The organism is Zobellella maritima, from assembly GCF_003075035.1.
GTDB lineage: Bacteria > Pseudomonadota > Gammaproteobacteria > Enterobacterales > Aeromonadaceae > Oceanimonas > Oceanimonas maritima.
The window spans coordinates 119,322-145,711 of record NZ_QCZE01000005.1; the positions used below are offsets into that span (position 1 = coordinate 119,322).

Consider the following 26,390-nt stretch of genomic DNA (forward strand, 5'->3'; position numbering starts at 1 on the left):
GGATGCCTGGCGGATAGCGCACTTAACCACAGATAATGGCCTTGGTTTCGATATATTCATGCAGCGCCTCCTTGCCCCATTCCCGGCCATTGCCCGATTGTTTGTAGCCGCCGAAGGGGGCGCTGCCGGAACACCCACAATATGCGGTTGGGGTAGCGCATCCCCGTCAGGCCGGATCCAATGCCGAGCAGGTGCCTGCCAATAAAATACTGCCAATCGAGAGGGTGATTCAGGATTGGCAGTATGGGTAGGCACTGACCGGTGCTTCGGCACCGGTCAGGTATTTGCGGATCAGCCAGGCAGGTATTCGCGTCCCCAGGCTTCACCGGCGATAGCCGTTTCCAGCATGGTATCGATTTCCTCCGTGCCGTAACCGATATCGGCAAGGATGGCCCGGGTGGAGTGGCCGAACTGCTCGGTCGGGGTGAGGGCGAAGATCGAAGACTCGCAGGGACGAATCGCATAGTGATCGATCTGGGTCACCCTATGGCCGCTGGGGTGGTTTTCGTAGATAGAGAATGCATAGCTGCCCCTGTCCGTGCCCACCTGACCATCGGCCTCTCGGCTGTACGCCTCCCGCAGTTCTTCGATGCTGAGCGGCCTGGCCGCTGCAATATCGGCGGCGTGCAGGACATCGACCCAGTAATCGGTGGTCGCTGTCTTGAAGGCCGCCGCCAGAAACTCGGCGGTGTTTTCCGCCTCCTGGATACCCGCCAGGCCCTCGACCGCGGCCAGTTTTTCCAGCTCCGAGGGATTGGCATCGAGGAATACCCAGCCATCACCGGTCTGATAAAAATGAGACAGGGCATGGTTGCCCAGCGCTGCCCGCCCCGACGCCTCGTTGAAGGGCGCACGATCCTGATAATCAAAGGCAAAGGAGACCTGTGCCAGGTTGGTGATCGCCGACAGTGAGGTCCTGGCTCGGGTAATGGCCCCCGTTTTCTGCTTGTGGTACAGCGCCACCGCCATGCCCAGGCCGCCGGCAAAGCCGCAGTTCACGTCCAGGGTACCCAGGTGGGCGTGTTCTTCGGGCGTTGCCGGGCCGCCGAAGCGACTCATGATACCGCTGTTGGCCTGGATGATATCGTCATAGCCGATGTAGTCTGTCTTGGGACCGCGGCGGGGGCCGCCCAGACAATCCAAACGGCAGAACAGCACGCCCGGGTTGATGGCCTGCAGGCTGTCATGATCCAGCCCGAGTGGTTTCATCTGCCGTTCCGGCGCGTTGATCACCACCATGTCGACCGAGCGCACCAGGCGGTGGAAGGCTTCCCTTCCTTCTGCCCTGGTGATATCCACTAGGGCGCTTTTCTTGCCCATGCCGGTCTGGAAGCTGAACAGGGTGCCGATCAGCGGATCATAAAAGGGGGTGACCGGGTCCAGCTTGATGACCTCGGCGCCGAAACGGCCCAGGAAGGCGGTGGAATGGGGGCCGGCGATCACGTTGGTCAGATCCAGTATCCTGAGGCCGTCGAGCCAGCCATTCTGCCCGGCGGCTTTGATATCCGTGCCCTGGGGACGGGTAATGGTTTCCCGTTGCGCCACCGCCGACAATTCGCTCAGGGCCTGCTCGAAACCGACCTCTTGCCTGGGGCGCGGCGCCAGCATCTGTTCGGCCGAGTCTTCGAGCCAGACCACGGGGCCCGGCTGCTTCATCAGGCCGAATTCGGGATCTTCGACCTCTACAATCAGGCCCGCGGCATTGGTGTGCTCGTCATTGACCCACTCCCGGGTGGTCCTGTGGGGCGCGCCGGGGATCTGACCTTCGCCGAACACCCGGCCCCATTCGGTCGAGGTGCGGGTCAGGAAGACCGCCTTCATTCGGGCCGAGATCAGATCGGCCCATTTCTTCGGCAGGGGGTAGACGCCGATGGAAGTTTCGCCATCCCATTCGGCAATCGGCAGATACAGGTCTTCCACATCCGGAAGGCCGTCGGCGAGCAGTTGTTCATATAAGCCCAGGGCCTGCAGGCAGCGCTTGGCATGGTTGCGGTGCGACGGGCACACCACATAGAACATGCGGCCGTCGGCGCATTCATAGGTGCGGTAGAAGGGGTCGAGATATTCCTGCAGAGCCTCGTAGCTCACGTCCATCGGCAGGTTGGCCGCTTTCCGGCGTTCGATTTCTTCCTCGCGCATGGTCTTGTAGCGATCCGGCATGCCCTCGATGACGATGGAGTTGTAGGACAAGCCTTCCATTAACGCGGCGGCAATAGGCACTTCGATGCTATCGCCGCGGCCCGATTTTTCACGTGCCAGCAGCGCCATCACCACCGAGCTGGCCGCCAGGGTGGTGGCATAGGCCGAGCCCAGGGGCAGCGGGGAGAAGCTGGGGTTGAGTCCCATCAGAACCCGGTTGAAGCCCATGTCGGTAAAGGCACCGGAGGTGGCGGCCACCACCGCCTCGGTGGCTTTCCATTCCCGGCGCAATTGGTCATTGCTGGCAAATCCCGGGATCGACAGGGTAATCAACTCGGGACGTTCCGCGCGCAGCTGGGCGAAGTTTACCCCCAGCTTGTTCATCACGCCGGGCCGGAAGCTTTCGATCACCACGTCCGCCTGCTCGATCAGGGAAAATGCCTTGACCAGCCCGGCGGGGGTCTTCAGATCCAGGCGCAGGCAGCTTTTGTTCCGGTTGAGGACGGCGTTGGCCGGGTGGTCCCATTGCGGTCCTGTGGGGGGATCGATATGGATGACGGTGGCCCCGAGATCGGCAAGTATCATAGCAACAGCCGGACCGGCAATTTGCTGGCCGAAATCAACGACGCGGACACCTGACAAAGGCAATTGACTTCTATTTTCCATGACCATTCATCCTTTTAAATTCAGCTTGCCGAAAACCCTGCCGTTCATTGGAGCTGCCAATGCATCGGAGCCGGCATTGTGGGTGTGGAGATTGTTTATGCCTGCTTGGCAAGGGCGATACTAGGATTGAAAAAAAACGGAAACCAGCAATAAAAAATGACCCTGAGTCATCATTTTATTTATTGGTCGATAATCTTTTTGGGTCGTAACGAGGCTGATGAGATCTGATGTGAAAATTTGAATGTTAAAGATTAAATAACGCAAATATGAAATTGCCACTAGATGAGTGTGCCAAGTTTTCTCTCGGTTCACTTTCTTTTCCAGCTGAAAGTTAATTAATCCACCCATAAATATTTTATGGCCTCAGGCCGTTTTTTTATTGCTTTTATTCCCTTCACAATTTCACAACAATCAATTCCGCTTCAATCCCTCCGGTACCTGAACAGGGGTGAACGCTTTGCCCTGACAGGGGAGTGGCGATGAATGTGAAGCGACACAGCTCATCCCCATGACGCTCGGAGTGTCCGGTGATGATCATAGTGAGCCAATGAGAGGACTTCATTTTGAAAGAAGATAAGGGACTATTATCAGGGGGCCATCCGGTCATGGTGATGGGGTCGGCTATGCTGGTTATCGCTTTTGTGCTGTTTACCGTGGCAAACCCGGAACAGGCCGATGCCATCTATGGGGCGGCCAAAAACTTTATCGCGACGGATCTGGCCTGGTATTACATAGGCTTGATGAGTTTTACCCTGTTCTTTTCTATCTGGTTGATCTTCAGTCGTTATGGCGGCATTCGGCTGGGAAAGGACAATGAAAAGCCCGAGTTCAGCAATTTCTCCTGGTTTTCCATGTTATTTGGTGCCGGCATAGGGATAGGCATATTGTTCTGGAGTATTGCCGAGCCCATCTACCATTTTCAGAGCAATCCCTTTATTGCCGAAAGTCAGCAGCTGACGGTGGAGGCGGCCCAGGTCGCCATGCGGATTTCCATCTTCCACTGGGGCCTGCATGGCTGGGGTCTGTTTGCGGTGATCGGCCTGGTGCTGGCCTATTTTGCCTATCGCAAGGGGCTGCCGTTGTCGATCCGCTCCAGCCTCTATCCGATCTTCGGCGAGCGTATCTATGGTCCCGTCGGCCATGCGGCGGATCTGCTGGCGGTGTTCGGCACCGTCTTCGGCATAGCGACCTCCTTGGGGTTGGGGGCGCAGCAGATCAATGCGGGACTGCAGTACCTGGCAGGCATTGAAGTATCGAGCGGCAACCAGGCCATCCTGATCACCATTATTTCCGTTATCGCCACCATCTCGGCGTTGACCGGTGTCGACAAGGGCATCCGTATTCTCAGTGAGCTGAATATGCACCTGACAGTGCTGATCCTGGCCCTGTTTATCGTCTTCGGCCCCACCGCCTATCTGCTGGGTGCCTTCGTTACCAATATGGGCGACTACCTGTTTCATGCAGTGGAGCTGGGCTTCTGGGTCAATCCGGATCCCGAGAGTCTCTGGCAGGGATGGTGGACCATCTTTTACTGGGGCTGGTGGATCGCCTGGGCGCCCTTTGTCGGCATGTTTATTGCCCGTATCTCCAGGGGACGCACCATTCGGGAGTTCGTACTGGGGGTGCTGATAGCCCCTACCCTGCTCGGCGCCTTCTGGATCACCATCTTTGGCAACAGCGCCCTGTTTATGGAGTTGTTCGGCAATGGCGGCGTGACGGCGGCGGTCAATGAAGATATCACCATGGCACTGTTCAAGACCATAGAGCTGTTGGGTATGGGGCAGGTGCTGACCCTGCTGTTTGCCGTCATCTGCACCATCATGCTGGTGACCTATTTCGTAACCTCGGCCGACTCCGCCACCCTGGTTATCTGCACCCTAGTCTCCATGGGGCACGATCATCCGCCGGCCCGTTATCGGGTGTTCTGGGGTGCGGCCATTGGCGGGGTATCGGCGGTACTGCTGTTTGCCGGCGGACTGAAGGCCCTGCAAACCGCCTCGATTGTTGCCGCCCTGCCTTTCTCTGTGGTGGTGATTATGGCCATCTACGGCCTCTGCAAGGCACTCAGGGCGGACCGTCAGCATGTACGTATGCCGGTCGAAGAGACTGCCGAGAAGGTGCCCAGCGGCGTCTGATGTTAACCGGGCACGTCCCGGACCGGATAGGGTGAGGGCAGATCCAAGCCACGCTTACCGCTTAACGATTGTTCAGCAAGACTGGAGTTCCCTATGTCAACACAAGTCATTCTTCCACGTATCATGCAGGTTGGTGAAGGCGCCAGCAACGAGATACCCACTGTGCTGGCCAGCCTCGGCTGCAAGCGGCCGCTGATCATCACCGACAACATGATGGTGGAGCTGGGCTATGCCGGTCGTATACAGGCGTGCCTGTCCCGCCATCAGATAGCCTGCGAGGTGTTCGCCGATACTGTACCCGAGCCGACCGTCGGTTCGATCCAGGCCGGGGTCAACAGGGTGCGTGATGGCGATTACGACAGCATCATCGCCCTGGGCGGCGGCAGCCCTATAGACAGCGCCAAGGCTATCGCCATCCTGGGCAAGCACGGCGGTGCCATGCGCGACTACAAGTTCCCCCGCATGGTCATCGAAGCCGGGCTGCCGATCATCGCGGTGCCGACCACCGCCGGCACCGGCTCCGAAGTCACCCGATTCACCATCATTACCGATGAAACGACCGACGAGAAAATGCTCTGTGTGGGCATCGGCTTTATGCCGGTTGCCGCCCTGGTGGACTTCAGCCTGACCCTGAGCCTGCCGCCGCGGATCACCGCCGACACGGGCATCGATGCCTTGACCCATGCCATTGAAGCCTACGTCAGCAAGAAGGCCAACCTTTACAGCGACAGCCAGGCGCTGTCTGCGATACGCCTGCTGGCCCCCAACCTGCGTCGCGCCTATCACGATGGGGGTGATAAGGAGGCCCGCGAGGCGATGATGCTGGGTTCGACCCTGGCCGGGGTGGCCTTCTCAAATGCCTCGGTGGCCCTGGTCCATGGTATGAGCCGGCCTATCGGCGCCGCCTTCCATGTGCCTCATGGGCTGTCCAACGCCATGTTGCTGCCCAGCGTCACCCGCTATTCCATTCCTGCCGCTCCGCAGCGTTACGCGGATTGCGCTCGGGCCATGGGGGTAGCCGATGCACTGGACAGTGTCGAGCTGGCCAATGACAAGCTGTTGAAAGAGCTGCATGCACTCAATGACGAGCTGCAGGTGCCGACGCCGGCCCAGTTCGGCATTGAGCGTCAGGCGTTCTTCGAGCTGATGCCGGCCATGGCCGCGCAGGCTCTGGCCTCCGGCTCTCCCGGTAACAACCCCAGGGTACCCGGCACCGACGAGATCATCGAGATCTATCGCCAGCTCTGGTAGCCATAGTTTTATTACCCGTAACCATTTAAGGCAGCCCCGGGCCGCCATATCTTGAAACAAGGAAAACGATATGACCACCATAGGACATCTGATCAACGGCCAGCTGGTTACCGAAGGCACCCGAAGCCAGCATGTGTTCAACCCCGCCACCGGTGAAGCCGGCAAGCAGCTGGATCTGGCATCGACGCAGACCGTTGAGCAGGCGATTGCCGCCGCCCAGGCCGCCTACCCGGCCTGGCGCAACACGCCCCCGCTCAAGCGGGCTCGCGTCATGTTCCGCTTCAAGGAGTTGCTGGAACAGCATGCCGACCGGATCTGCCAGCTGATCGGCGAGGAGCACGGCAAGATCTCCCACGACGCCATGGGCGAGCTGCAGCGGGGCATCGAAAATGTCGAATACGCCTGTGGCGCCCCCGAGCTGCTCAAGGGCGAGCACAGCAAGAATGTCGGCCCCAATATTGACTCCTGGAGCGAATTCCAGCCCCTGGGAGTCGTGGCTGGGATCACCCCGTTCAACTTTCCGGTGATGGTGCCGCTGTGGATGTTTCCCATGGCCATCGTCTGCGGCAACTGCTTTGTGCTCAAGCCTTCCGAGCGGGATCCTTCGTCCACACTGTATATCGCCCAGCTGTTGCAGGAGGCGGGTCTGCCCGACGGGGTGATGAACGTGGTCAACGGTGACAAGGAAGCGGTCGATACCCTGTTGCATGACGAGCGGGTCAAGGCGGTCAGCTTTGTCGGATCCACCCCGATTGCCGAGTACATCTACAGTACCGCCACCGCCAACGGCAAGCGCTGCCAGGCCTTGGGGGGCGCCAAGAACCACGCCATCGTCATGCCCGATGCGGATATGGACAATGCGGTCAACCAGCTGCTCGGTGCCGCCTTCGGTTCTTCCGGTGAGCGTTGCATGGCGTTGTCGGTTGCGGTTGCGGTCGGCGATGCCGCCGGTGATGCTTTGGTCGCCAAGATGCAAGCGGCGATGCAAACGCTGAAGGTCGGCCCCTACACCGACAGCAGCAACGACTTCGGCCCGGTGATCACCCGGCAGCACCAGGAAAAGGTAGTGGCTTATATCAACAGTGCCGAACAGCAGGGCGCCACCGTCGTCGTGGATGGCCGCCAGCCTCGGGTTGCCGGCCATGAGCAGGGCTTTTTTGTGGGCGGGACCCTGCTCGACAATGTCACCCCCGAGATGATCAGCTACCAGGAGGAGATTTTCGGGCCCGTGTTGCAGGTAATGCGGGTCAACAGCATGCAGCAGGCCATGGATTTGATTGACGCCCATGAATATGGCAACGGTACCTGTATCTTTACCCGCGATGGCGAGGCGGCGCGCTATTTCTCCGACAACATCCAGGTGGGGATGGTCGGCATCAATATTCCGCTTCCGGTACCTGTTGCCTACCACAGCTTCGGCGGCTGGAAGCGCTCCCTGTTCGGAGATCTGCATGCCTATGGCCCGGACGCGGTCCGTTTCTATACCAAGCGCAAGACGGTGACCCAGCGCTGGCCATCGGCCGGGCTCCGCGAAGGTGCCGAGTTTTCGATGCCAACCATGAAATAAGTCACAGCAGAGAAAATTTCTATTTATATACTGAGTGTCCTGAGCCGCAACTCCCGGGGAGGTGCGGCTCTTTACTTTGGTGGAAGTTGAGGGCCGTGGACGTGTTGGCGGCCTGCTATCCGTAACAGGCAGTATTCATAGAAGGATATTATGAAGAAAAGGCTTCCCCCCCTGAATTGGCTACGCTCGTTCGAAGCCGCGGCACGTTACCTGAGTTTTACCCAGGCGGCCACCGAGCTGAACCTGACCCAGGCCGCGGTCAGCCAGCAGGTCAAGGGACTGGAATCCCAGTTAGGCGCCTCCCTGTTCAAGCGACTGCCCCGCGGACTGGAACTGACCGATGCCGGGCTGGCCTACCTGCCCGCGATCCATGAGGCTATTCAGCGGCTATCGGTGGCCACCGATGAAATTTTCGGTCAGGGGCGCTCCCGGCTGCTAACCCTCAGAGTCAACCTGGTTTTCTTTACTTCCTGGCTGGCTCCCCGGCTCGGACGGTTCCGAGAAATGCATCCGGATATCGGCCTGCGCTTCACCAGCAATATCTGGGTCGGCGAGAGCGACAAGGAAGCGGATATGGAGATCCGCTACGGCAAGGGTACCTGGCCGGGGTTGAAATCCGATCGGTTGACCTGGGACGAACTGTTTCCCGTGTGCAGCCCGGCCCTGGTCGACAAGGCTTATCCATTAGAATCCCTTGAGGCGCTGGCACGGCATACCTTGCTTCATGTTATTGGCTATGAAGAAGGCTGGGGATATTGGTTGAACAGCACCGGTTACAGTCATCTTGATACCTCCCAGGGACTGCAATTCGATACCCTGATCTCTGCGCTGGAAATGGCGGCACAAGGCCAGGGGTTTGCATTGGGCAGGACTTCGCTGGTCGAGGACATGATTGCCAGCGGCCGGCTTGTCGCTCCCTTTTCCCAGCGGGTTGCGACTTCCGAAGCCTTTCATCTGGTCTATCCCGCCCATCAGTACTTGCATCCCCATGCGGAAATTTTCCGCACCTGGCTGGTGGGAGAAGCCATCGGTGGCCGGGAGGGGATACGCTAGGGGTGACTAGCTACCGGCATTAATAATGCTGCCGCCATGTATCCTGCCTGACCAGCTACACTAGCTATACGGTTCACAGACAGCCAGGATAACTCCCATGGCCAAGGATCAATCCCGTCGATATTCCAGCCAGGTGGTGGACGGGCCCACCAAGGCGCCGGCCCGGGCCATGCTGCGCGCGGTCGGCTTCGAGGATGACGATTTCAACAAGCCTCAGGTGGGCATCGCCTCTACCTGGAGCAATCTTACCCCCTGTAACATGCATATCAATGGCCTGGCCGAAGAGGCGGCCCGTGGCGCCGATGTCGCCGGCGGCAAGAGCATCATCTTCAATACCATTACCATTTCCGACGGCATCGCCAACGGCACCATCGGCATGAAATACTCGCTGGTGTCCCGGGAAGTGATCGCCGACTCCATCGAAACCGTGGCCGGTTGCGAGGGGTTTGACGGCCTGGTGGCCATCGGCGGCTGCGACAAGAACATGCCCGGCTGCCTGATCGGCCTGGCGCGGCTCAACCGACCGGCGGTATTCGTCTATGGCGGCACCATAGCGCCGGGTGCCAATCATACCGATATCATCTCGGTGTTCGAGGCGGTGGGCGCCCATGCCAAGGGGGACAAGTCGCTGATCGAGGTGAAGCAGATCGAAGAAACCGCCATTCCCGGTCCGGGTGCCTGCGGAGGCATGTATACCGCCAATACCATGGCCTCGGCCATCGAGGCCATGGGCATGAGCCTGCCGGGCAGCTCGGCCCAGGATGCAGTCTCCGACAGCAAGCTGCAGGATTGTCACAGCGCCGGCGCCGCCGTGCTGCAGCTGCTGGCGCGGGATATCAAGCCCTCGGATATCATGACCAGGGCGGCATTCGAGAATGCCATCACCCTGGTCATAGCCCTGGGCGGCTCGACCAATGCGGTACTGCACCTGCTGGCGATGGCCCACGCCGTCGGGGTCGAGCTGAGCCTTGATGACTTCGTGCGCATCGGCAAACGGGTGCCGGTGCTGGCCGATCTGCGGCCCAGCGGGCATTACATGATGTCTGAACTGGTGGCTATCGGCGGCATACTGCCGCTGATGAAGAGCCTGCTCGACGCCGGCCTGCTGAACGGCGACTGCCTGACGGTAACCGGCAAGACCTTGGCTGAAAACCTGGGCTCGGTGGCACCCTACCCGGATGGTCAGCAGATCATCCGGCCGCTGGACAACCCCATCAAGGCTGACAGCCACCTGCGTATCCTCTACGGTAACCTGGCGCCCCAAGGCTCGGTTGCCAAGATCACCGGCAAGGAGGGGCTGACCTTCAGCGGCCCGGCCCGGGTATTCGGCTCCGAGGAAGAAACCCTGGAGCGGATCCTGGACGGCACAGTACAGGCGGGCGAGGTGCTGGTGATCCGTTACGAAGGCCCGAAAGGCGGGCCCGGCATGCGGGAAATGCTCAGTCCGACTTCCGCCATTATGGGTAAGGGATTGGGCAAGGCGGTTGCCCTGATCACCGACGGCCGCTTCTCAGGCGGCAGTCATGGCTTCGTGGTCGGCCATATCACCCCCGAGGCCCAGCAGGGGGGGCCGATTGCCATCATAGAGAACGGCGATATCATCACCATAGACGCCGAGCATAATCGACTCGAGCTGCAGCTCTCCGACGCCGAGATAGCCGCTAGGCTGGCACGCTGGCAGGCGCCGCCGCCGCGCTACCGGCGGGGGGTGTTGGCCAAATATGCCCATACCGTCAGTTCGGCTTCCGAGGGCGCCGTGACCGATGCCCTCGATGACGGGAATTGAGGTAGGGTAAAAAATCTGCATTTCTGCCCTTGAAAGCCGATTTCGGTATCCCTATATCTTGATTAGAACAAGCGGGTCGCTCGGTTGAGGGCCCGCACCGCCCGTCCCACTGGAGGGCACATCCATTATCGCTCATTGGAGGATATGATTATGTCACGTTTCGATTTTTCCCCCCTGTACCGCTCCGCCATCGGTTTTGATCGTCTGGCATCCCTGATGGAAAACGCCGCCAACAGCGGCAGCACCAGCAATGGTTACCCGCCTTACAACATAGAGCTGCTGAGCGAGAACCAGTACCGTATTTCCATGGCGGTGGCCGGCTTTGCCCGGGAAGAACTGGATATTACCAGCCATGAAAACACCCTGATCGTCAAGGGCAGCAAAGAACAGGCCGAGCAGCCTCAGAAGAACTTTCTCTATCAGGGCATTGCCGAGCGCGGCTTCGAACGCCGTTTCCAGCTGGCCGACCATATCAAGGTAACGGGGGCTGATCTGGTCAATGGGTTGCTGCATATCGATCTGGTGCGTGAAGTGCCGGAAGCCGCCAAACCCAGGACCATTGCCATCGGTAACAGCCAGTAATCAGAGTCCATTAGATGCAGGTGCAAGCCGGGCGGCTTGGCCTGCAGTTAACCCTATTGCTGAATGGAGGATAGGAAGATGCGCACCTTTGATTTTACTCCCCTGTATCGCAGTGCTATCGGTTTTGATCGCATGTTCAACGATGTTGAGAACCTGTTCCAAAACAAGGCCGACAGTTATCCACCCTATAATATCGAGAAGAAAGGCCAGGACAGCTATCGGATAACCCTGGCCGTGGCCGGCTTCGAGGAGGCAGAGCTGAGCCTGTCGGTCGAGCAGAACCTGTTGCTGGTCAAGGGCAAGAAGGCCAAGGCCGGCGATAACAGTCGCTTCCTTTACCAGGGGATCAGCGAGCAGGACTTCGAGCTGAAATTCCGTCTGGCCGACCATGTACAGGTGGAAGGCGCCGGGCTGAACAACGGCCTGTTGACCATAGACCTGAAGCGGGAAATACCCGAGGCACTCAAACCCAGACGCATTGAGATCGGTCAGGCTCCGGTGCTGGAGCACAGGCCGACAGAAAAGTCGGATAATCATTGATAAAAGGCGCCGATCAGGCGCCTTCTCTTTTACCGCATCCCGCTCGTGACCGGCTTACTGCTGATAAATATTCATGATCTCTTCGGCCAGGATGGCGATACCAGCCTGTACATCGGCCTCCGACTGGGCATAGTTCAGGCGGATGCATTCCTTGCTGTGGGGCCAGTCCTCGTCTTCTATGCCCGGGAAGAAATAGTGCCCGGGTACGACCAGCAGGCCTTTCTGCTTCAGGCGTTCATACAACTCCTGGCTGTGGATCGGCAGGTCCTCAAACCAGAGCCAGAGGAAGAGGGCGCCTTCGGGCTTGTGAATATGAAACTGGGGCAGGGGAATGGCCTGCTGCAGCCAGGTCACCGCCTGCTGCGCCTTCTGTTCATAGAAGGGGCGAATGACCTGATCGCTCAGTCGGATGATGTCGCCGCTTTCAATCATCGGCAGGGTCAGTGCCGGCCCCAGGCTGCCGGGCGCCAGGTTGATGATGCCGCTCAGGTTGGTAATCGCCTTGATGATCCTGGGCTCGGCGATGACGATGCCGCAGCGGGCGCCGGGCAGCCCCAGCTTGGACAGGCTCATGCACAATATGGTGTTGTCATTCCAGAACGGCTTGGCATCGGTAAAGATGATATTGGGGAAGGGGGTGCCGTAGGCATTGTCGATCAGCAGCGGGATACCCTTTTCACGGGCTATCTGGTCCAGGTGCTCGATTTCTTCATCGGTCAGTACATTGCCGGTGGGGTTGGTGGGGCGGGACACGCAGATCAGGCCGATATCATCGCCGACCTCCAGTCGCTCAAAATCCACATGATACTTGAACAACCCATTGTCCAGCCGGCTGATGGCTGGTTTGCAGGCAATAAAGTGGCCTTCGTCCAGGGCCGCGTCACCATAGCCGATATATTCCGGTGCCAGCGGGAACAGTACCTTTTTCTTGCGCCCGCCGGTGAATTCGCCCGCCAGCAGGTTGAATAAATAGAAGAAGGCATTCTGGCTGCCGTTGGTCAGGGCGATGTTCTCGGGACCGATTGGCCAGCCCAGTTCTCTGGACAACAGGTTGGCCAGGGCACGGTTAAAGCTGTCCTTGCCCTGGGGGCCATCGTAGTTGGCCATGGCCTTGATCAGTGCCCCCGTCTTCAGCAGTTCTCCGGCTTGGCGATCCATATAGGCCAGTACTTCGGGAATGGCCGCCGGGTTGCCGCCCCCCAGCATGATGGTATTGGGGGTGGAAAGACCCTGGTTAAGATCATCCATCAGCTGGGTGATACCGGAATGACGGGTAAACTTCTGACCGAATACTGAAAATTCCATAGGAGAACTACCAAAGCAGAGTGTGTTGCAGAAAGCTTCACGGTATCTGATATTTCCCGGCCTGTCGACCGGGAGCGGTGGCATGTTTCACATGAAACAATGAGTGAAAATCCGATGTAATCAGTAAGAGTAGGTCTGGGTCGGTCTGGCGTATTTGGTCGGCTCGGCTTCGTAGCTGACCTTGAGCGCCAGCACTGTGTACTTCTCGTCATTTTCCAGGAAAGGGGCCAGTTCGTGGAGCAGATGCTGGCGCTCCGGCGAATTGCACCACCTTTCCCAACAGCCGATATTTTCCCAGTTGGATATCACGTAGAAATGGTTGGGGTGGTGAACATCCCGATAGGCATCGCCCTTCAGGAAGCCGGGCCGGTCGGTGATGGTCATCATCAGGTTACGAATGGTTTCCTGATAGGCATCTTCGAGTCCTTCGGCGATATGGCGCTCAATTATTACTTTTATCATTGTTATCCCCTTACTTCACGATTGCTGTTGCTCGGGTCTGAATCTGTATCGAGATGAATATGGAGCCGCAGACCCATAGTTAATTTGTAACATATTGGTTAACGTCTGGCTAAGGCCAAATGCATAAAAAAGCCCCGCTAAAAAGCGGGGCCTGGTATCGGGCAAAGGGGATGATTACTGAAGCAGTGAGATATCCGCCACCCGCAGGAACAGGTTACGCAGCTGGTTGAGCAGCGCCAGACGATTGAGTCGGATGGCTTCGTCGTCGGCCATCACCATCACCTGATCGAAGAAGGTATCCACCACTTCACGCAGGCTGGCCAACTCGGTCAGGGCGTTGCTGTAGTCACCCTGCTCAAACAGTGGAGCCAGTTTGTCGGTAAGCTCCGTCAGCTGTTCGGCCAGGGCTTTTTCGGCCTCATCCTGCAGCAGGGCCGGGTTGATGTCGGCGGGGATGTTACCTTCGAACTTGGCCAGTATGTTACCGACCCGTTTGTTGGCGGCAGCCAGGGCCGAGGAGGCATCCAGGGTACGGAACTGGCTGACCGCCTTGACCCGGGCATCAAAGTCTGCCGGACGGGTGGGGCGGCGAGCAAGTACCGCCTGGATAACATCGATCTGGTAGCCGAGATCCTGATACCAGGCGCGGAAGCGGCCCAGCATAAAGTCCAGCACTTCTTCCGCTACCTGGACATTGCTCAGCTTGTCGCCATACAGCAGCCTGGCCTGCTCGATAAGCGGTAGCAGATCGAGCTGGTAGCCTTTTTCCACCAGGATGCGCAGGGTGCCGAGGGCGGCGCGGCGCAGGGCGAAAGGATCCTTGTCGCCTTTGGGCGCCTGGCCGATGCCGAAGATACCTACCAGGGTATCCAGTTTGTCGGCCAGGGCCACGGCGGCGGAAATATCCTGGCTGGGCAGTGCATCGCCGGCAAAGCGGGGCTGATACTGCTCTTTCAGGGCCAGGGCCACAGCTTCCGGCTCGCCGTCGTGGCGTGCGTAGTGCATGCCCATCACGCCCTGGGTGTCGGTGAATTCGAACACCATATTGGTCATCAGGTCGCACTTGGACAGCAGGCCGGCACGCTCGGCCAGGGTTGGATCGGCTCCCATGGTGGCGGCAACAAAGCCGGACAGGGCGCTGATGCGCACGGATTTTTCCTTGACCGTGCCCAGCTGCTGCTGGAACAGCACATGCTCGAGCTGATCCAGGCGGTCGATAAGCGGGGCCTTGCGGTCATTGTTAAAGAAGAACTCCGCATCGGCCAGGCGGGGGCGGACCACCTTCTCGTTACCGCTGATGATCTGTGACGGGTCTTTCGATTCTATGTTGGTGACGAAGATAAATTTCGGCAGCAGCTGACCTTCGGCGTCATAGACCGGGAAGTATTTCTGGTCGCCTTTCATGGTGTACACCAGGGCTTCGGCCGGCACCTTGAGGAAGGCTTCCTCGAAGGAAGCGGTCAGCACCACGGGCCATTCCACCAGTGCGGTGACCTCTTCCAGCAGTTCCTCTTCGATATCGGCACTGCCGCCCACGGCTTGAGCCGCCTGTTCTACGCCGTCCTTGATGATTGCCTTGCGCTGTTCGAAATCGGCCAGCACCTTGCCTTGCTGCTCAAGCTGCGTCAGGTAGTCGTCGGCATGAGCAAGTTGGAATTCGGCTTCTCCCATAAAGCGGTGGCCGCGTACGGTGCGGGCCGAATCGATGCCCAGGATATGACCGGACAGCAGCTGGTCACCCAGCAGCAGGGTGACGGTATGTACCGGGCGGATGAACTGGGTGGCGTAATCACCCCAGCGCATGGCCTTGGGGATAGGCAGTCGGCTCAGGGCCTGATCAACCAGCCCCGGCAGCAGCTCGGCGGTCGGTTTGCCCTTGACCTCGGCGATATGCAGCAGCCATTCGCCCTTGTCGGTTTTCAGCCGTTCGGCCTGGCTGACCTCGATACCGTTGCCACGGGCCCAGCCCATGGCGGCCTTGGTCGGGTTGCCGTCGGCATCGAAGGCGGCCTGCAGCGCCGGACCTCGCTTCTCTACCTTTTTGTCGGCCTGGGCGGTGGCCAGACCATCCACCTTGACTGCCAGTCGGCGCGGTGCCGCATACCAGTGCACGGCGTCATAAGACAGTTCGGCGGCGTTCAGTTCGTTCTTCAGGTTGTCGGCAAAGGCCTCGCCCAGGCTGCGTAGCGCCTTGGGCGGCAATTCTTCGGTGCCTATCTCGACCAGGAAATTCTGTTCAGCCATGCTTGTCCCTTATCCTTCTTTCTTACACATGGGGAAACCCAGGGCCTCGCGGGAGGCATAATAGGCTTCGGCAACCCCCTTGGTGAGGGTACGGATGCGCAGGATATAGCGCTGACGCTCGGTCACCGAAATGGCCTTGCGGGCATCGAGCAGGTTAAAGGCATGGCCCGCCTTGAGGATGCGCTCATAGGCGGGCAGGGGCAGCGGTGTTTCCAGTTCCAGCAGGTGCCGGCATTCTTTCTCGCACTGTTCGAAGAAGCCGAACAGGAAGTCCACATCCGCATGCTCGAAGTTATAGGTGGACTGCTCCACTTCATTCTGATGGAAGATATCGCCGTAGCTGGTCTTGCCCAGGGGCCCGTCGCACCACACCAGATCGTAGACCGAGTCCACACCCTGGATATACATGGCCAGGCGTTCCAGGCCGTAGGTGATTTCGCCGGTGACCGGCTTGCATTCCAGGCCGCCGACCTGCTGGAAGTAGGTGAACTGGGTTACTTCCATGCCATTCAGCCAGACTTCCCAGCCCAGACCCCAGGCACCGAGGGTGGGATTTTCCCAGTTGTCTTCCACGAAGCGGATATCATGTACCAGCGGATCCAGGCCCAGCTCCTGGAGCGAACCCAGGTACAGCTCCTGCAGGTTGTCCGGCGAAGGCTTGATCATCACCTGAAACTGATAATAGTGTTGCAACCGGTTGGGGTTTTCACCATAGCGGCCGTCGGTAGGCCGGCGAGAAGGCTGTACATAGGCGGTGGCGATCGGCTCGGGACCGATGGCGCGCAGACAGGTCATGGGGTGGGAGGTACCGGCCCCCACTTCCATATCCAGCGGCTGTACTATGGTACAGCCTTGCCGGGCCCAGTAATCCTGCAGGGTCAGGATCAGGCCCTGAAAAGTATTAACGTCAAATTTTTGCATCATGTTCGCGCCTTGATATAGGTGCATTAGCGGTGTGAAACTAAACCAAAGAGTATACCTTCTGACCCGATGTGAATATAGGCTGAATTCGAGCGGTGGCCAGGTTGCCCCGTTGCGAGCAAATGCCGAATTCGAGGAGAGATTATGCTGGCGCGTTGTGGCTGGGTGAACGGGGACGCGGAATATATCCGCTATCACGACGAAGAATGGGGGGTGCCCGAATATGACAGCCGGGCACTGTTTGAAAAGCTGTGCCTCGACGGCCAACAGGCCGGACTCAGTTGGTACATTATCTTGTGCAAGATCCCCGCCTACCGGGCGGCCTTCGCCGGTTTTGATCCGGAACAGATTGCCCGTTTCGGAGAACAGGATGTAGTGCGGCTGTTGCAAAATCCGGGCATTGTCCGCAATCGGCTCAAGATCCAGTCTGTGATCAGGAATGCCAGGGCCTATCTGGCGATGGAGCAGCAAGGCATCGACTTCAGCCGCTGGCTGTGGGACTTTGTCGGCGGTGAGCCGGTGCTTAACCGTTGGCAGAGCCTCGACCAGGTGCCGGCCACCACCCCGGCATCCGAGGCCATGGCCCGGGCCCTGAAGAAGCAGGGTTTCTCCTTCGTGGGCGGCACTATCTGTTATGCCTTTATGCAGGCGGTGGGCATGGTTAACGACCATCTGCTTACCTGTCCCTGTCATCCCGACAACGTCAGCTGCTGACACTTATTGTCAGGCCAAGGTTTGTCGAATTTATACTGTACGGTTATATTGTTCTCTACTTCTGTTTTATAAATGGATAACACTATGAAAAAAGTCTGCCTGGGTGTGATAGCCGCTCTGACGTTGACTGCCTGTACCACCAACCCCTATACCGGTGAGCGACAGACCTCCAAAGCCGCCATCGGCAGTGGCATCGGAGCACTTGCGGGGGCCGTGATCGGCGGCGCGTCTGCCAGTTCCAGCGATCGCAAGAAAGGCATCCTGATCGGTGCCGCCAGCGGTGCCGCCCTGGGCGGTGGAGCCGGCTACTATATGGATGTGCAGGAAGCCAAGCTGCGTGACCAGATGCAGGGTACCGGCGTTAGCGTCACCCGTAACGGCGACAGTGTTATCCTGAATATGCCAAGCTCGATCACCTTTGCGGTGGACAGCGCCGATCTGTCCCCCAACTTCTTCAACACCCTGAGCGGGGTGGCCATGGTGCTGAAAGAGTACGACAAGACCTGGGTCAATGTAGTCGGCCACACCGACAGCACAGGTTCTGCCAGCCATAACCAGGCATTGTCCGAGCGTCGTGCCGCGGCTGTTGGCCAGTTCCTGATCAGCCAGGGTGCCGCCGCCAACCGTTTCAATATCCGCGGTGTGGGCTTTAATCAGCCGATCGCCAGCAACGATACCGAGTCGGGCCGTGCCCAAAACCGTCGGGTAGAGATCACCCTGAGCCCCATGTCCTGATGGTTTCGGCTTTTTGAGTTTCAAACGCCCCTCATGAGGGGCGTTTTGCTTTCCATGGTTTAGACAAACCAGGCCAGCAGTGACATCCATACCGGCAGCAACACCATGGCCAGCAGGGTCTGGCCGGTAATGATGGCCGCCATCAGGGGTGCGTTGCCCCCCATCTGCCGGGCCAGGATATACGCCGAGGTGGCGGTGGGCAGTGCGGCAAACAACACCACAACACCCAACTCCACAGGGGCCAGGTTTATCGCCCAGCCGATCCCCAGTGCCAGCAATGGAAAAAGGCCGAACTTGATGGCGCAGGACTGCCAGAAGGCGGGGCCCGTCCCTTTCAGGGCGGTGAGTTGCAGGGCGACCCCCACCGCAATCAGCCCCAGCGGCAAGGCTGCCTGCCCGGCCAGCGCCAGGGTGTCCTGGCTCCAGCCGGGCAGGCCAATGCCGGTGATATTGAGGGTTATGCCTGTCAGACAGGCCAGCAGCAGGGGGTTTCTGGCCAGCGCCTTGAAGGCCCCCCATATGCCCGCCTGGCCGTAGCTGCCGCTGGCCACAAAGGTAAGCACGCATAATATGTTAACCAGCGGCACCATGATGGCGATGGCCACGGCGGCGGCGGTCAGGCCGGCATCACCGTAGAGGGCGGCGGCCCCGGCTACTCCCACATAGGTATTGAATCGCAATGCCCCCTGGAATACAGAGGTAAAGGCGGGCATGTTCATTCCCAGGCGATGACGGCTCAGCCACAGGCCAAGGGCAAGCAGGGTAAGCAGGACGGCCAGCAGGCCGACCATGCCGGCAAAGGCCACCTGGCTGAAATCGGCGGTGGCCAGGGTGCTGATCAGCATGGCGGGAAACAACAGGAAATAGATAAAGCGCTCGGCCTCCCCCCAGAAGTGCTCTCCGGGAAACCGCAGTCGTCTGAGCAGCACTCCGGTCAGGATCAGCAGAAACAGGGGGCCAAGGGCATGGCTGACGGCGAGCATGGACAATCCTTCTGGTATTCAGGGAGAGGGGAATGCCAGCTTAGCAGCCTTGTGTCGGGGAGCACATACGCCCTTGAGCGGATCGGTTATGGCAAGTAAGAAAGGTGCTCAGGCACCTTTCCGGATCAGGAACTGATAGGGCAATTGCTCTACCTGGCTGGACAGCAGGGTATGGTCCATGAATTGGCAGAAGCTGGGGATATCCCGGGTGGTGGAGGGGTCGTCCGCGGTGATCAGCAGGGTTTCGCCCGATACCATGGCGCGTACCTGTTTGCGCACCATCATCACCGGCTCGGGGCAGCGCAGTCCGGTGGCGTCCAGGATATGATGGGCGTCGGAAAGAGAGATCGTCATTACATTCACTACCTTGAAATAAACCCGACTATCTTAGCGCTGTTGAATTTATGGTCAACCCGGAGCCGTAAAAAAGCAGGGCAGATAGCCCCAATGCCGCTCAATTAAGATGAAAAGGGGAGTCCTCCTCCACACGCCGACTCGCCGAAATCCCATCCCTGGGGGCTCGGCGGCGTCATCCATGACGCCAACGGTCGGCTTGGTAGATGAGGGCTCCCCTTAACTGAACAGCATTAGGGCAGATAGCCCCGCTTTGCCGGCCAGGGTATGCGAATCCGTTAAAGTCGTTCAAACACGGTGGCAATCCCCTGACCCATACCGATGCACATGGTGGCCACGCCCAGGTGGACATCCCTGTCTTCCATCAGGTGGAGCAGGGTGGTGGCGATACGGGCGCCGGAGCAGCCCAGCGGGTGGCCGAGGGCGATGGCGCCGCCGTTCAGGTTTACCTTGTCGTCCATCACATCCAGCAGTCCCAGCTCCTTGAGCACCGGTAGTGACTGGGCAGCGAAGGCTTCGTTTAGTTCGAACAGATCTATATCCTGGATACCGAGCCCGGCCCGCTTCAGTGCCTTGTGCACCGCGGGCACGGGGCCATAGCCCATGATCGAGGGGTCGCAACCGGCAACCGCCATCGACTTGATGCGGGCCCTGGGGCTGAGTCCCAGGGCGGCGGCCTTGTCGGCGGACATCACCAGCATGGCGGCGGCGCCATCGGACAGCGCCGAAGACGTGCCGGCGGTGACGGTGCCGTTCACCGGATCAAATACCGGGCGCAGCTGGGCCAGGGATTCCAGGCTGGTCTCCGGACGGATCACTTCGTCGGTTTCAATCAGCTGCAAACTGCCGTCGGCACCATGGCCGTTGATGGGCAGGATCTCGCGGGCGAAACGGCCTTCCCGGGTGGCCAGGTGGGCACGTTGGTGGGAGCGTACCGCAAAGGCGTCCTGTTGCTCCCGGCTGATGTGATGCATTCGCCCCAGCATTTCGGCGGTCAGCCCCATCATGCCGGCGGCTTTGGCGACATTCAGTGCCAGCCCCGGGTGAAAGTCGACCCCGTGGCTCATGGGTACATGGCCCATATGCTCGACCCCGCCGATAATGAACACGTCACCGTCGCCGACCATGATGGCTCGGGTGGCATCGTGCAGGGCCTGCATGGAAGAGCCGCACAGCCGGTTGACGGTAACGGCGCCGACCTGCTTGGGCAGGCCGGCGAGCAAGGCGGCGTTGCGCGCCACGTTGAAGCCCTGTTCCAGGGTTTGTTGCACACAGCCCCAGTACACATCTTCAACCTCGGTGGCGGCCAGCGCCGGATTACGCAGCAGCAGGCCTTTCATCAGGTGGGCGGACAGGTCCTCGGCGCGGACATGGCGGAAGGCGCCGCCCTTGGAGCGCCCCATGGGGGTGCGAATACAATCGACAATCACCGCGTCTGTCAGTACGTCTTTCATGCTGTCATCTCCTGCCGTGGATCAGTAAAAGGTCTTGCCGTCGTCGGCCATCCGGCGCAGGCCGGAGCTGACCTGGTAGAGGGGCCCCAGGTGGGCATATTTGTCGGCCATGGCCACATAGGTATCCAGTCCCAGGGTATCCAGGTAGCGTAATGGTCCGCCGCGGAACGGCGGGAACCCCAGGCCATAGACCAGCGCCAGATCCGCTTCGGCCGGGGATCCGATGATCCCTTCCTCCAGGCACAGCACCACTTCGTTGATCATGGGGATCATCATGCGTGCGATGATGTCGTCCTGCTCCAGGCTGAGCCGCGCTTTGACCACCTCTTTCAGCAGCTCATAGCTGGCCGGGTCTGCTTTCTTCCCGGGTTTGCCTTTCTTGTCCTGGCTGTAGGCGTAGAAGCCCTTGCCATTTTTCTGGCCGAAACGCTGTCGCTCATACATGGCGTCGATGGCATCCTTGCCGGTTTTACTCATCCGTGCCGGGAAACCCTCTGCCATCACGGAAGCAGCATGATGACCGGTATCGATGCCGACCACGTCCAGCAGATAGGCGGGCCCCATGGGCCAGCCGAATACCCGTTCCATTACCTGGTCGACCTGCGCGAAGTCGGCGCCGTCGGCGATCAGCTGGCTGAAGCCGAAGAAGTAGGGGAACAGCACCCGGTTGACGAAGAATCCAGGGCAGTCGTTGACCACCACGGGGGTCTTGCCCATCGAGGCGGCATAGGCCACCACTCGGTCGAGGGTGTCCTCGCTGGTCTGCTCACCACGGATGATTTCCACCAGCGGCATGCGGTGTACCGGATTGAAGAAGTGCATGCCACAGAACTTGTCCGGGCGTTGCAGGCCCTTGGCCAGTAGCGAGATGGGAATGGTGGAGGTATTGGAGGTGAGGACGGTGTCGTCGGCGACCCTGGCTTCCACCTCGGCCAACACCTGGGCCTTGATCTTGGGGTTTTCGACCACAGCTTCGACCACCAGGTCCACACCCTGCAAGCCGTCGTAGCTGAGAGTGGGAGTAATGTCGGACAGCACCCTGGCCAGCTTGTAGCCGTCGATCTTGCCTCGTTCCAGTTGCTTGTTGAGCAGCTTGCCGGCTTCGTCCATGCCGAGCGTCAGGGCCTGGTCATTGATGTCCTTCATCACCACCGGAATGCCCTTGGCCGCCGATTGATAGGCGATGCCGCCGCCCATGATGCCGGCACCGAGCACTGCCGCCTTGCGGGTGGCCCGGGCCGACTTGACGGCCTGCTTGGCCTTGCCCTTGATATATTGATCGTTCAGGAAGATACCGACCAGGGCGCGGGCCACCGGTGTATGGGCCAGTTTGACGAAGTTGTCCTGCTCGATACGCAGGGCCTGCTCACGGCCCAGGGGCGAGGCCGATTCTATGGTCTTGACTGCGGTGAGCGGTGCCGGGTAATGGGGACCGGCCTTGGCGGCGACCATGCCCTTGGCGGTGGTGAAGCTCATCATGGCTTCCAGCTTGTCCAGGCTCAGGGGCGAGCACTTGCGTGCTCGCCTTGCCTGCCAGTCCTGCCTGCCGAGGGCGGCGTCTTGCAACAGCTGTATGGCAGCCGCTGTCAACCGTTCGGTGTCCACCACGGCATCGAGCATGCCTACCGCCAGGCAGGCATCGGCCTTGTTGTCCTGGCCGGTGGTTATCCATTCCATGGCGTTGTCGGCACCGATCAGTCGCGGCAGCCGTACCGTGCCACCGAAGCCGGGCATGATGCCGAGCTTGGTTTCGGGCAGGCCGATACGGGCGCTGCTATCACCGATGCGATAGTCGGTGGATAGTATGCACTCACAACCACCGCCGAGTGCGTATCCCCTGATCACGCTGATTGTCGGAAAGGGCAGGTCCTCGATGCGATTGAACAAACGGTTGGCTTTGGCCAGCCAGTGACCCAACTCTGCGGCGGGCAGTGCGAACATATCCAGAAACTCGGTGATATCGGCACCGACAATAAAGCTGTCTTTCTGGCTGGTCAGCATCAGCCCCCTGATATCCTGGGTCTGCTCCAGGGCGGTGATGGCCTGCTCAAGTGACGACAGGGTGGCCTGGTCAAGCTTGTTTACCGAGCCTTTGGCTTCAAAACGGAGTTCAGCAATACCTTCTTGCAATAGCTGTACAGAGAGGACTTCGCCTTGGTAGATCATCCTAATGTCTCCTTTTCCCTTGGACTGCTCCGACTTTACCCGGACAGGACTGAGGTCACTATGAACAGAAAAAAAGCAATTTTCAACGGAATTTAAAACAATTGTTTGAAATTTTTCTGTGGCTGTTAACACGCTTGGCTCCGCTGTCTTTTTGCCGACTATGCTATGATGCGTAGCCTTTGTATCAGGATAATGCCGATTGCGGATCTTGGGTCTGTCGGACGTTTACAGGTGAGGTTTTATGGCGTCGTCACCCTATCCTGTCCCTGCTGCTGCTCTGGTATGGGAACAGGAAATAAAGAAAAGCCGCTTTATCGCCCATATTGCGCATACACCGACGCCAGCGGATGCCAGGGCATTTATTGAAAGTGTGCGACGAACCGATCAGAATGCGGGCCATCGCTGCTGGGCCTTTGTCGCCGGGGCGCCGACTGACACCCAGGTATTGGGTTTCAGCGATGATGGCGAGCCCTCGGGTACGGCGGGAAAGCCGATGCTGGCGCAACTGCAAGGATCTGGACTGGGCGAGGTCACAGCGGTAGTCAGTCGTTACTTCGGTGGTATCAAACTGGGTACCGGTGGCCTGGTCCGGGCCTATGGCGGTACCGTAGCGGCGGCGCTCAGGCTGCTGGAGACCCGGGAGCGCCGTATTATGAGCCGGGCCTCCCTGGTTGCTGAGTATGGCGACATCACCGTGCTGGAAAACCTGCTGACCCAGTATGCGGGGGAGTGGCTGCGGCTGGATTATGGCTTCCAGGTGTCGGGCGAGGTGCTGGTCGATGCACGGGAAATCTCGACTTTCTGCCGTCAGCTCAGTGATCGTACCCAGGGCCGGGTGCAAGCCAGGATATTAGATTCAACCCTTTAAAGCAGGCAGTAGGCGCACGCTAGGAAGCTCATGCATATACGTTCAATAATTCGCATCGTCGGCATTCTGGTCGCGCTGTTCAGTGTGACCATGCTGGCCCCGGCTCTGGTAGCTTACATCTACCGTGACGGTGGCGGCCTGGAATTCTTCAGTGCATTTGTCATTTGTCTTATCCTTGGGGTGGGCCTCTGGTTCCCCAATCGCTCTCACAGCAAGGAGTTGAGGGCCAAAGAAGGCTTCCTAATCGTGGTGCTGTTCTGGACGGTGCTGGGCAGTGTGGGCGCGATCCCACTTATGCTCAGTGCCGAGCCCGCGCTGACGGTGGCGGAAGCGTTTTTTGAGTCGTTTTCCGGGCTGACCACCACGGGGGCGACCGTGATCAGCGGGCTGGACACCCTGCCCAAGGCGATCCTCTTCTATCGACAGATGCTGCAGTGGCTGGGCGGCATGGGGATCATAGTACTGGCCGTCGCCATACTGCCTATCCTGGGCATAGGGGGCATGCAGCTATATCGGGCTGAGATCCCGGGACCGGTCAAGGATAACAAGGTCGCGCCCAGAATTGCCGAAACCGCAAAAACCCTCTGGTATATCTATCTGGTGCTGACTATCGTCTGCGCCATCCTGCTGTGGCTGGCGGGCATGAATCTGTTTGATGCCATTTGCCACGCTTTCTCCACCATCGCCATCGGCGGCTTTTCCACCTACGACGCCAGCATAGGGCATTTCAGCAGTCCGCTGATCAACCTGATTATCGTGGTGTTTCTGATGATAGCGGGGGTGAATTTCAGCCTGCATTTCGCCGCTTTCGCCAACCGGGGGCTGCGACTGTCCGTCTATCGACTGGATCCCGAGGTAAAGGTGTTTATCGGGGTGCAGCTGGTGTTGGCGCTGATATGCATGGGGGTGCTGCTGGCCTACCGGGTATATCAGGATCCCCTGCAGGCACTGGATCAGGCCCTGTTTCAGGCCGTGTCCATTTCTACCACGGCGGGTTTCAGCACCACGGGGTTTGCCGAGTGGCCGTTGTTTTTACCCGTACTGCTGATGCTTGCTTCCTGTATCGGAGGCTGTGCAGGCAGCACCGGCGGGGGTATCAAGGTGGTCCGGATCATGCTGCTGAACCTGCAGGGAATGCGGGAACTGAAGCGGCTTGTGCACCCCAGGGCCGTCTATCGAATAAAGCTTGGCAATAAGGCGCTGGCTGATAGAGTAGTTGAAGCCGTATGGGGCTTTTTTGCCGCCTATGCCCTGGTCTTTGTGGTGTGCATGGTTGCCTTGCTGGCAACCGGCATGGAAGAGCTGACGGCCTTTACCGCCGTGGTTGCTACACTCAATAATCTGGGGCCGGGTCTGGGTGAGGTTGCCGCTAATTTCGGTTCCACAACAGATGCCGCCAAATGGATAATGATATTGGCCATGCTCTTTGGTCGTCTTGAAATTTTTACCTTGTTGGTGCTGTTTACGCCGGCCTTCTGGCGCAGCTAAGAGGAGTCTATGGGAAAACTGTTGGTACTTTATTCATCCCGCGATGGCCAGACTAAAAAAGTTATAGCGGCCATGGCTGAAGAATTTGCCGGATACGAGGTCGACATGGTGGACCTGCATACCCTGCCGCGTAAAAACTTAAGCAAGTACGACAAGGTACTGCTTGGTGCTTCGATTCGTTACGGGCACTTCCATCATAGCGTATACAGTTTTATCCACGCACACAGTGAACAGCTGGAAGTTGCTGATGCCGGCTTCTTCTGTGTTTGCCTGACGGCCAGGAAGCCTGAAAAGGCTGATCCCAGGAACAATGCTTATGTGAAGAAGTTCCTTGCCAAATCTCCCTGGCGGCCAAAGTCTATCGGGGTCTTTGCTGGCGCGCTTAAATACAGTGAGTACAACTGGTGGCAGACCCGCATTATCCAGCTGATCATGAAATTGACCGGTGGCAGCACAGATACCAGCCGAGATCTTGAGTTCACCGACTGGGATAACGTAAAAGACTTTGCCCGGAAATTTATCGGCAGCAAGGCTTAGGAATGGCAGTAAAAGTATAAAAAAGAAGCTTTCGGTTGTTTTTTTGCTCAAGGCAGCTTTTTTTAATAAAAATATCAAAAAAGCCCTTGCGCAAAATCCGCCGGTCCCTATAATGCGCATCCACTGACACGGGGCAAGGCGCTCACGGTCACAAGGGTTGAAAACGAACGACATTAAGTTTGATTCAGCGCTTGACGAACACCAAGGGTTGCGTAGAATACGCAGCCCTGACCAGCGAAAGCGGTCAACGCTCTTTAACAACTTATCAAGCAAACTGTGTGGGCACTCGCAGGGTTGGGAAACAAAAAAATATTGTTTTTCAATGACTGTCGAAGTGCACAAACACTTCAGCAATTCATTGAGTATCAAATCTTTAATTGAAGAGTTTGATCATGGCTCAGATTGAACGCTGGCGGCAGGCCTAACACATGCAAGTCGAG

The 26,390-nt window shown here is 58.7% G+C and carries 21 protein-coding genes, 1 rRNA gene and 1 pseudogene; 13 read left to right on the forward strand and 10 right to left on the reverse strand.

Features of this window, described 5'->3' with window-relative positions:
- Nucleotides 1–22 precede the first annotated feature (22 nt).
- Both DCS96_RS19015 and DCS96_RS16585 read right to left on the reverse strand, forming a co-directional pair.
- Nucleotides 23–109, reverse strand: a pseudogene (locus tag DCS96_RS19015) (hypothetical protein); the annotation flags it as partial.
- A 182-nt stretch (nt 110–291) separates the two neighbouring features.
- Nucleotides 292–2,805, reverse strand: a complete 2,514-nt coding sequence (locus DCS96_RS16585) for a CoA transferase (protein ID WP_116475524.1) — start codon at nt 2,803–2,805, stop codon at nt 292–294.
- A 623-nt stretch (nt 2,806–3,428) separates the two neighbouring features.
- On the opposite strand from DCS96_RS16585, the gene DCS96_RS16590 reads away from it, so the two are divergent.
- The 7 genes from DCS96_RS16590 to DCS96_RS16620 all read left to right on the forward strand — a co-directional run bounded on the left by DCS96_RS16590 (nt 3,429) and on the right by DCS96_RS16620 (nt 11,719).
- Nucleotides 3,429–4,940 carry a BCCT family transporter gene (locus DCS96_RS16590; protein WP_198650114.1) on the forward strand — a complete coding sequence of 504 codons (1,512 nt, stop codon included), beginning with the start codon at nt 3,429–3,431 and terminating at the stop codon, nt 4,938–4,940.
- Between the two features lie 93 nt (nt 4,941–5,033).
- A complete protein-coding gene (locus tag DCS96_RS16595) occupies nt 5,034–6,191 on the forward strand; it encodes an iron-containing alcohol dehydrogenase (RefSeq protein WP_116475526.1) in 1,158 nt (385 codons plus the stop codon).
- Nucleotides 6,192–6,261: 70 nt separating this feature from the next.
- Nucleotides 6,262–7,758 carry a CoA-acylating methylmalonate-semialdehyde dehydrogenase gene (locus DCS96_RS16600; RefSeq protein WP_116475527.1) on the forward strand — a complete coding sequence of 499 codons (1,497 nt, stop codon included), beginning with the start codon at nt 6,262–6,264 and terminating at the stop codon, nt 7,756–7,758.
- 150 nt (nt 7,759–7,908) lie between these two features.
- Nucleotides 7,909–8,811 (forward strand): transcriptional regulator GcvA, encoded by a 903-nt coding sequence (gene gcvA / locus DCS96_RS16605; protein WP_116475528.1) that lies wholly within the window; start codon nt 7,909–7,911, stop codon nt 8,809–8,811.
- A 97-nt stretch (nt 8,812–8,908) separates the two neighbouring features.
- A complete protein-coding gene (gene ilvD, locus DCS96_RS16610; RefSeq protein ID WP_116475529.1) occupies nt 8,909–10,597 on the forward strand; it encodes a dihydroxy-acid dehydratase in 1,689 nt (562 codons plus the stop codon).
- A gap of 150 nt (nt 10,598–10,747) precedes the next feature.
- A complete protein-coding gene (locus tag DCS96_RS16615) occupies nt 10,748–11,179 on the forward strand; it encodes an Hsp20 family protein (protein ID WP_116475546.1) in 432 nt (143 codons plus the stop codon).
- 78 nt (nt 11,180–11,257) lie between these two features.
- Nucleotides 11,258–11,719 (forward strand): Hsp20 family protein, encoded by a 462-nt coding sequence (locus DCS96_RS16620; RefSeq protein ID WP_116475530.1) that lies wholly within the window; start codon nt 11,258–11,260, stop codon nt 11,717–11,719.
- 54 nt (nt 11,720–11,773) lie between these two features.
- Here the strand turns inward: DCS96_RS16620 and DCS96_RS16625 are convergent, their stop codons facing one another.
- The 4 genes from DCS96_RS16625 to glyQ all read right to left on the reverse strand — a co-directional run bounded on the left by DCS96_RS16625 (nt 11,774) and on the right by glyQ (nt 16,651).
- Entirely contained in the window at nt 11,774–13,024 is a 1,251-nt protein-coding gene (locus tag DCS96_RS16625; RefSeq protein WP_116475531.1) for a valine--pyruvate transaminase, read from the reverse strand.
- Nucleotides 13,025–13,144: 120 nt separating this feature from the next.
- Nucleotides 13,145–13,486, reverse strand: coding sequence for an antibiotic biosynthesis monooxygenase family protein (locus DCS96_RS16630; protein WP_116475532.1), 342 nt, complete (start codon nt 13,484–13,486; stop codon nt 13,145–13,147).
- Nucleotides 13,487–13,660: 174 nt separating this feature from the next.
- Entirely contained in the window at nt 13,661–15,730 is a 2,070-nt protein-coding gene (gene glyS / locus DCS96_RS16635; protein WP_116475533.1) for a glycine--tRNA ligase subunit beta, read from the reverse strand.
- A 9-nt stretch (nt 15,731–15,739) separates the two neighbouring features.
- Entirely contained in the window at nt 15,740–16,651 is a 912-nt protein-coding gene (gene glyQ / locus DCS96_RS16640) for a glycine--tRNA ligase subunit alpha (protein WP_116475547.1), read from the reverse strand.
- A 144-nt stretch (nt 16,652–16,795) separates the two neighbouring features.
- Here glyQ and DCS96_RS16645 point away from each other — a divergent pair, with 144 nt between their 5' ends.
- Together DCS96_RS16645 and DCS96_RS16650 are read left to right on the forward strand one after the other, a co-directional pair.
- Nucleotides 16,796–17,365 (forward strand): DNA-3-methyladenine glycosylase I, encoded by a 570-nt coding sequence (locus tag DCS96_RS16645; protein WP_116475534.1) that lies wholly within the window; start codon nt 16,796–16,798, stop codon nt 17,363–17,365.
- A gap of 84 nt (nt 17,366–17,449) precedes the next feature.
- Entirely contained in the window at nt 17,450–18,100 is a 651-nt protein-coding gene (locus DCS96_RS16650) for an OmpA family lipoprotein (protein ID WP_116475535.1), read from the forward strand.
- Between the two features lie 59 nt (nt 18,101–18,159).
- Here DCS96_RS16650 and DCS96_RS16655 read toward each other — a convergent pair whose 3' ends face one another.
- From DCS96_RS16655 to fadB, 4 genes are all read right to left on the reverse strand, one after another.
- On the reverse strand, nt 18,160–19,083 hold the full coding sequence (locus DCS96_RS16655) for an AEC family transporter (RefSeq protein WP_116475536.1): 924 nt from the start codon (nt 19,081–19,083) through the stop codon (nt 18,160–18,162).
- A gap of 108 nt (nt 19,084–19,191) precedes the next feature.
- Nucleotides 19,192–19,437 (reverse strand): sulfurtransferase TusA, encoded by a 246-nt coding sequence (gene tusA, locus DCS96_RS16660; protein WP_116475537.1) that lies wholly within the window; start codon nt 19,435–19,437, stop codon nt 19,192–19,194.
- A gap of 278 nt (nt 19,438–19,715) precedes the next feature.
- A complete protein-coding gene (gene fadA / locus DCS96_RS16665; RefSeq protein WP_116475548.1) occupies nt 19,716–20,879 on the reverse strand; it encodes an acetyl-CoA C-acyltransferase FadA in 1,164 nt (387 codons plus the stop codon).
- A 33-nt stretch (nt 20,880–20,912) separates the two neighbouring features.
- On the reverse strand, nt 20,913–23,057 hold the full coding sequence (gene fadB / locus DCS96_RS16670; protein WP_116475538.1) for a fatty acid oxidation complex subunit alpha FadB: 2,145 nt from the start codon (nt 23,055–23,057) through the stop codon (nt 20,913–20,915).
- 241 nt (nt 23,058–23,298) lie between these two features.
- Between fadB and DCS96_RS16675 the strand changes: the two genes are divergently transcribed.
- From DCS96_RS16675 to DCS96_RS16690, 4 genes are all read left to right on the forward strand, one after another.
- Nucleotides 23,299–23,925 carry a YigZ family protein gene (locus tag DCS96_RS16675; RefSeq protein ID WP_116475539.1) on the forward strand — a complete coding sequence of 209 codons (627 nt, stop codon included), beginning with the start codon at nt 23,299–23,301 and terminating at the stop codon, nt 23,923–23,925.
- A 30-nt stretch (nt 23,926–23,955) separates the two neighbouring features.
- Nucleotides 23,956–25,413: a TrkH family potassium uptake protein gene (locus DCS96_RS16680; RefSeq protein ID WP_116475540.1), complete on the forward strand. Its 1,458-nt coding sequence runs from the start codon at nt 23,956–23,958 to the stop codon at nt 25,411–25,413.
- Between the two features lie 9 nt (nt 25,414–25,422).
- The gene (gene hemG, locus DCS96_RS16685) at nt 25,423–25,950 is read left to right on the forward strand and encodes a menaquinone-dependent protoporphyrinogen IX dehydrogenase (RefSeq protein WP_116475541.1); all 528 of its coding nucleotides are present in this window, start codon (nt 25,423–25,425) and stop codon (nt 25,948–25,950) included.
- A gap of 374 nt (nt 25,951–26,324) precedes the next feature.
- Nucleotides 26,325–26,390: ribosomal RNA gene (locus tag DCS96_RS16690) — 16S ribosomal RNA — on the forward strand; the annotation flags it as partial.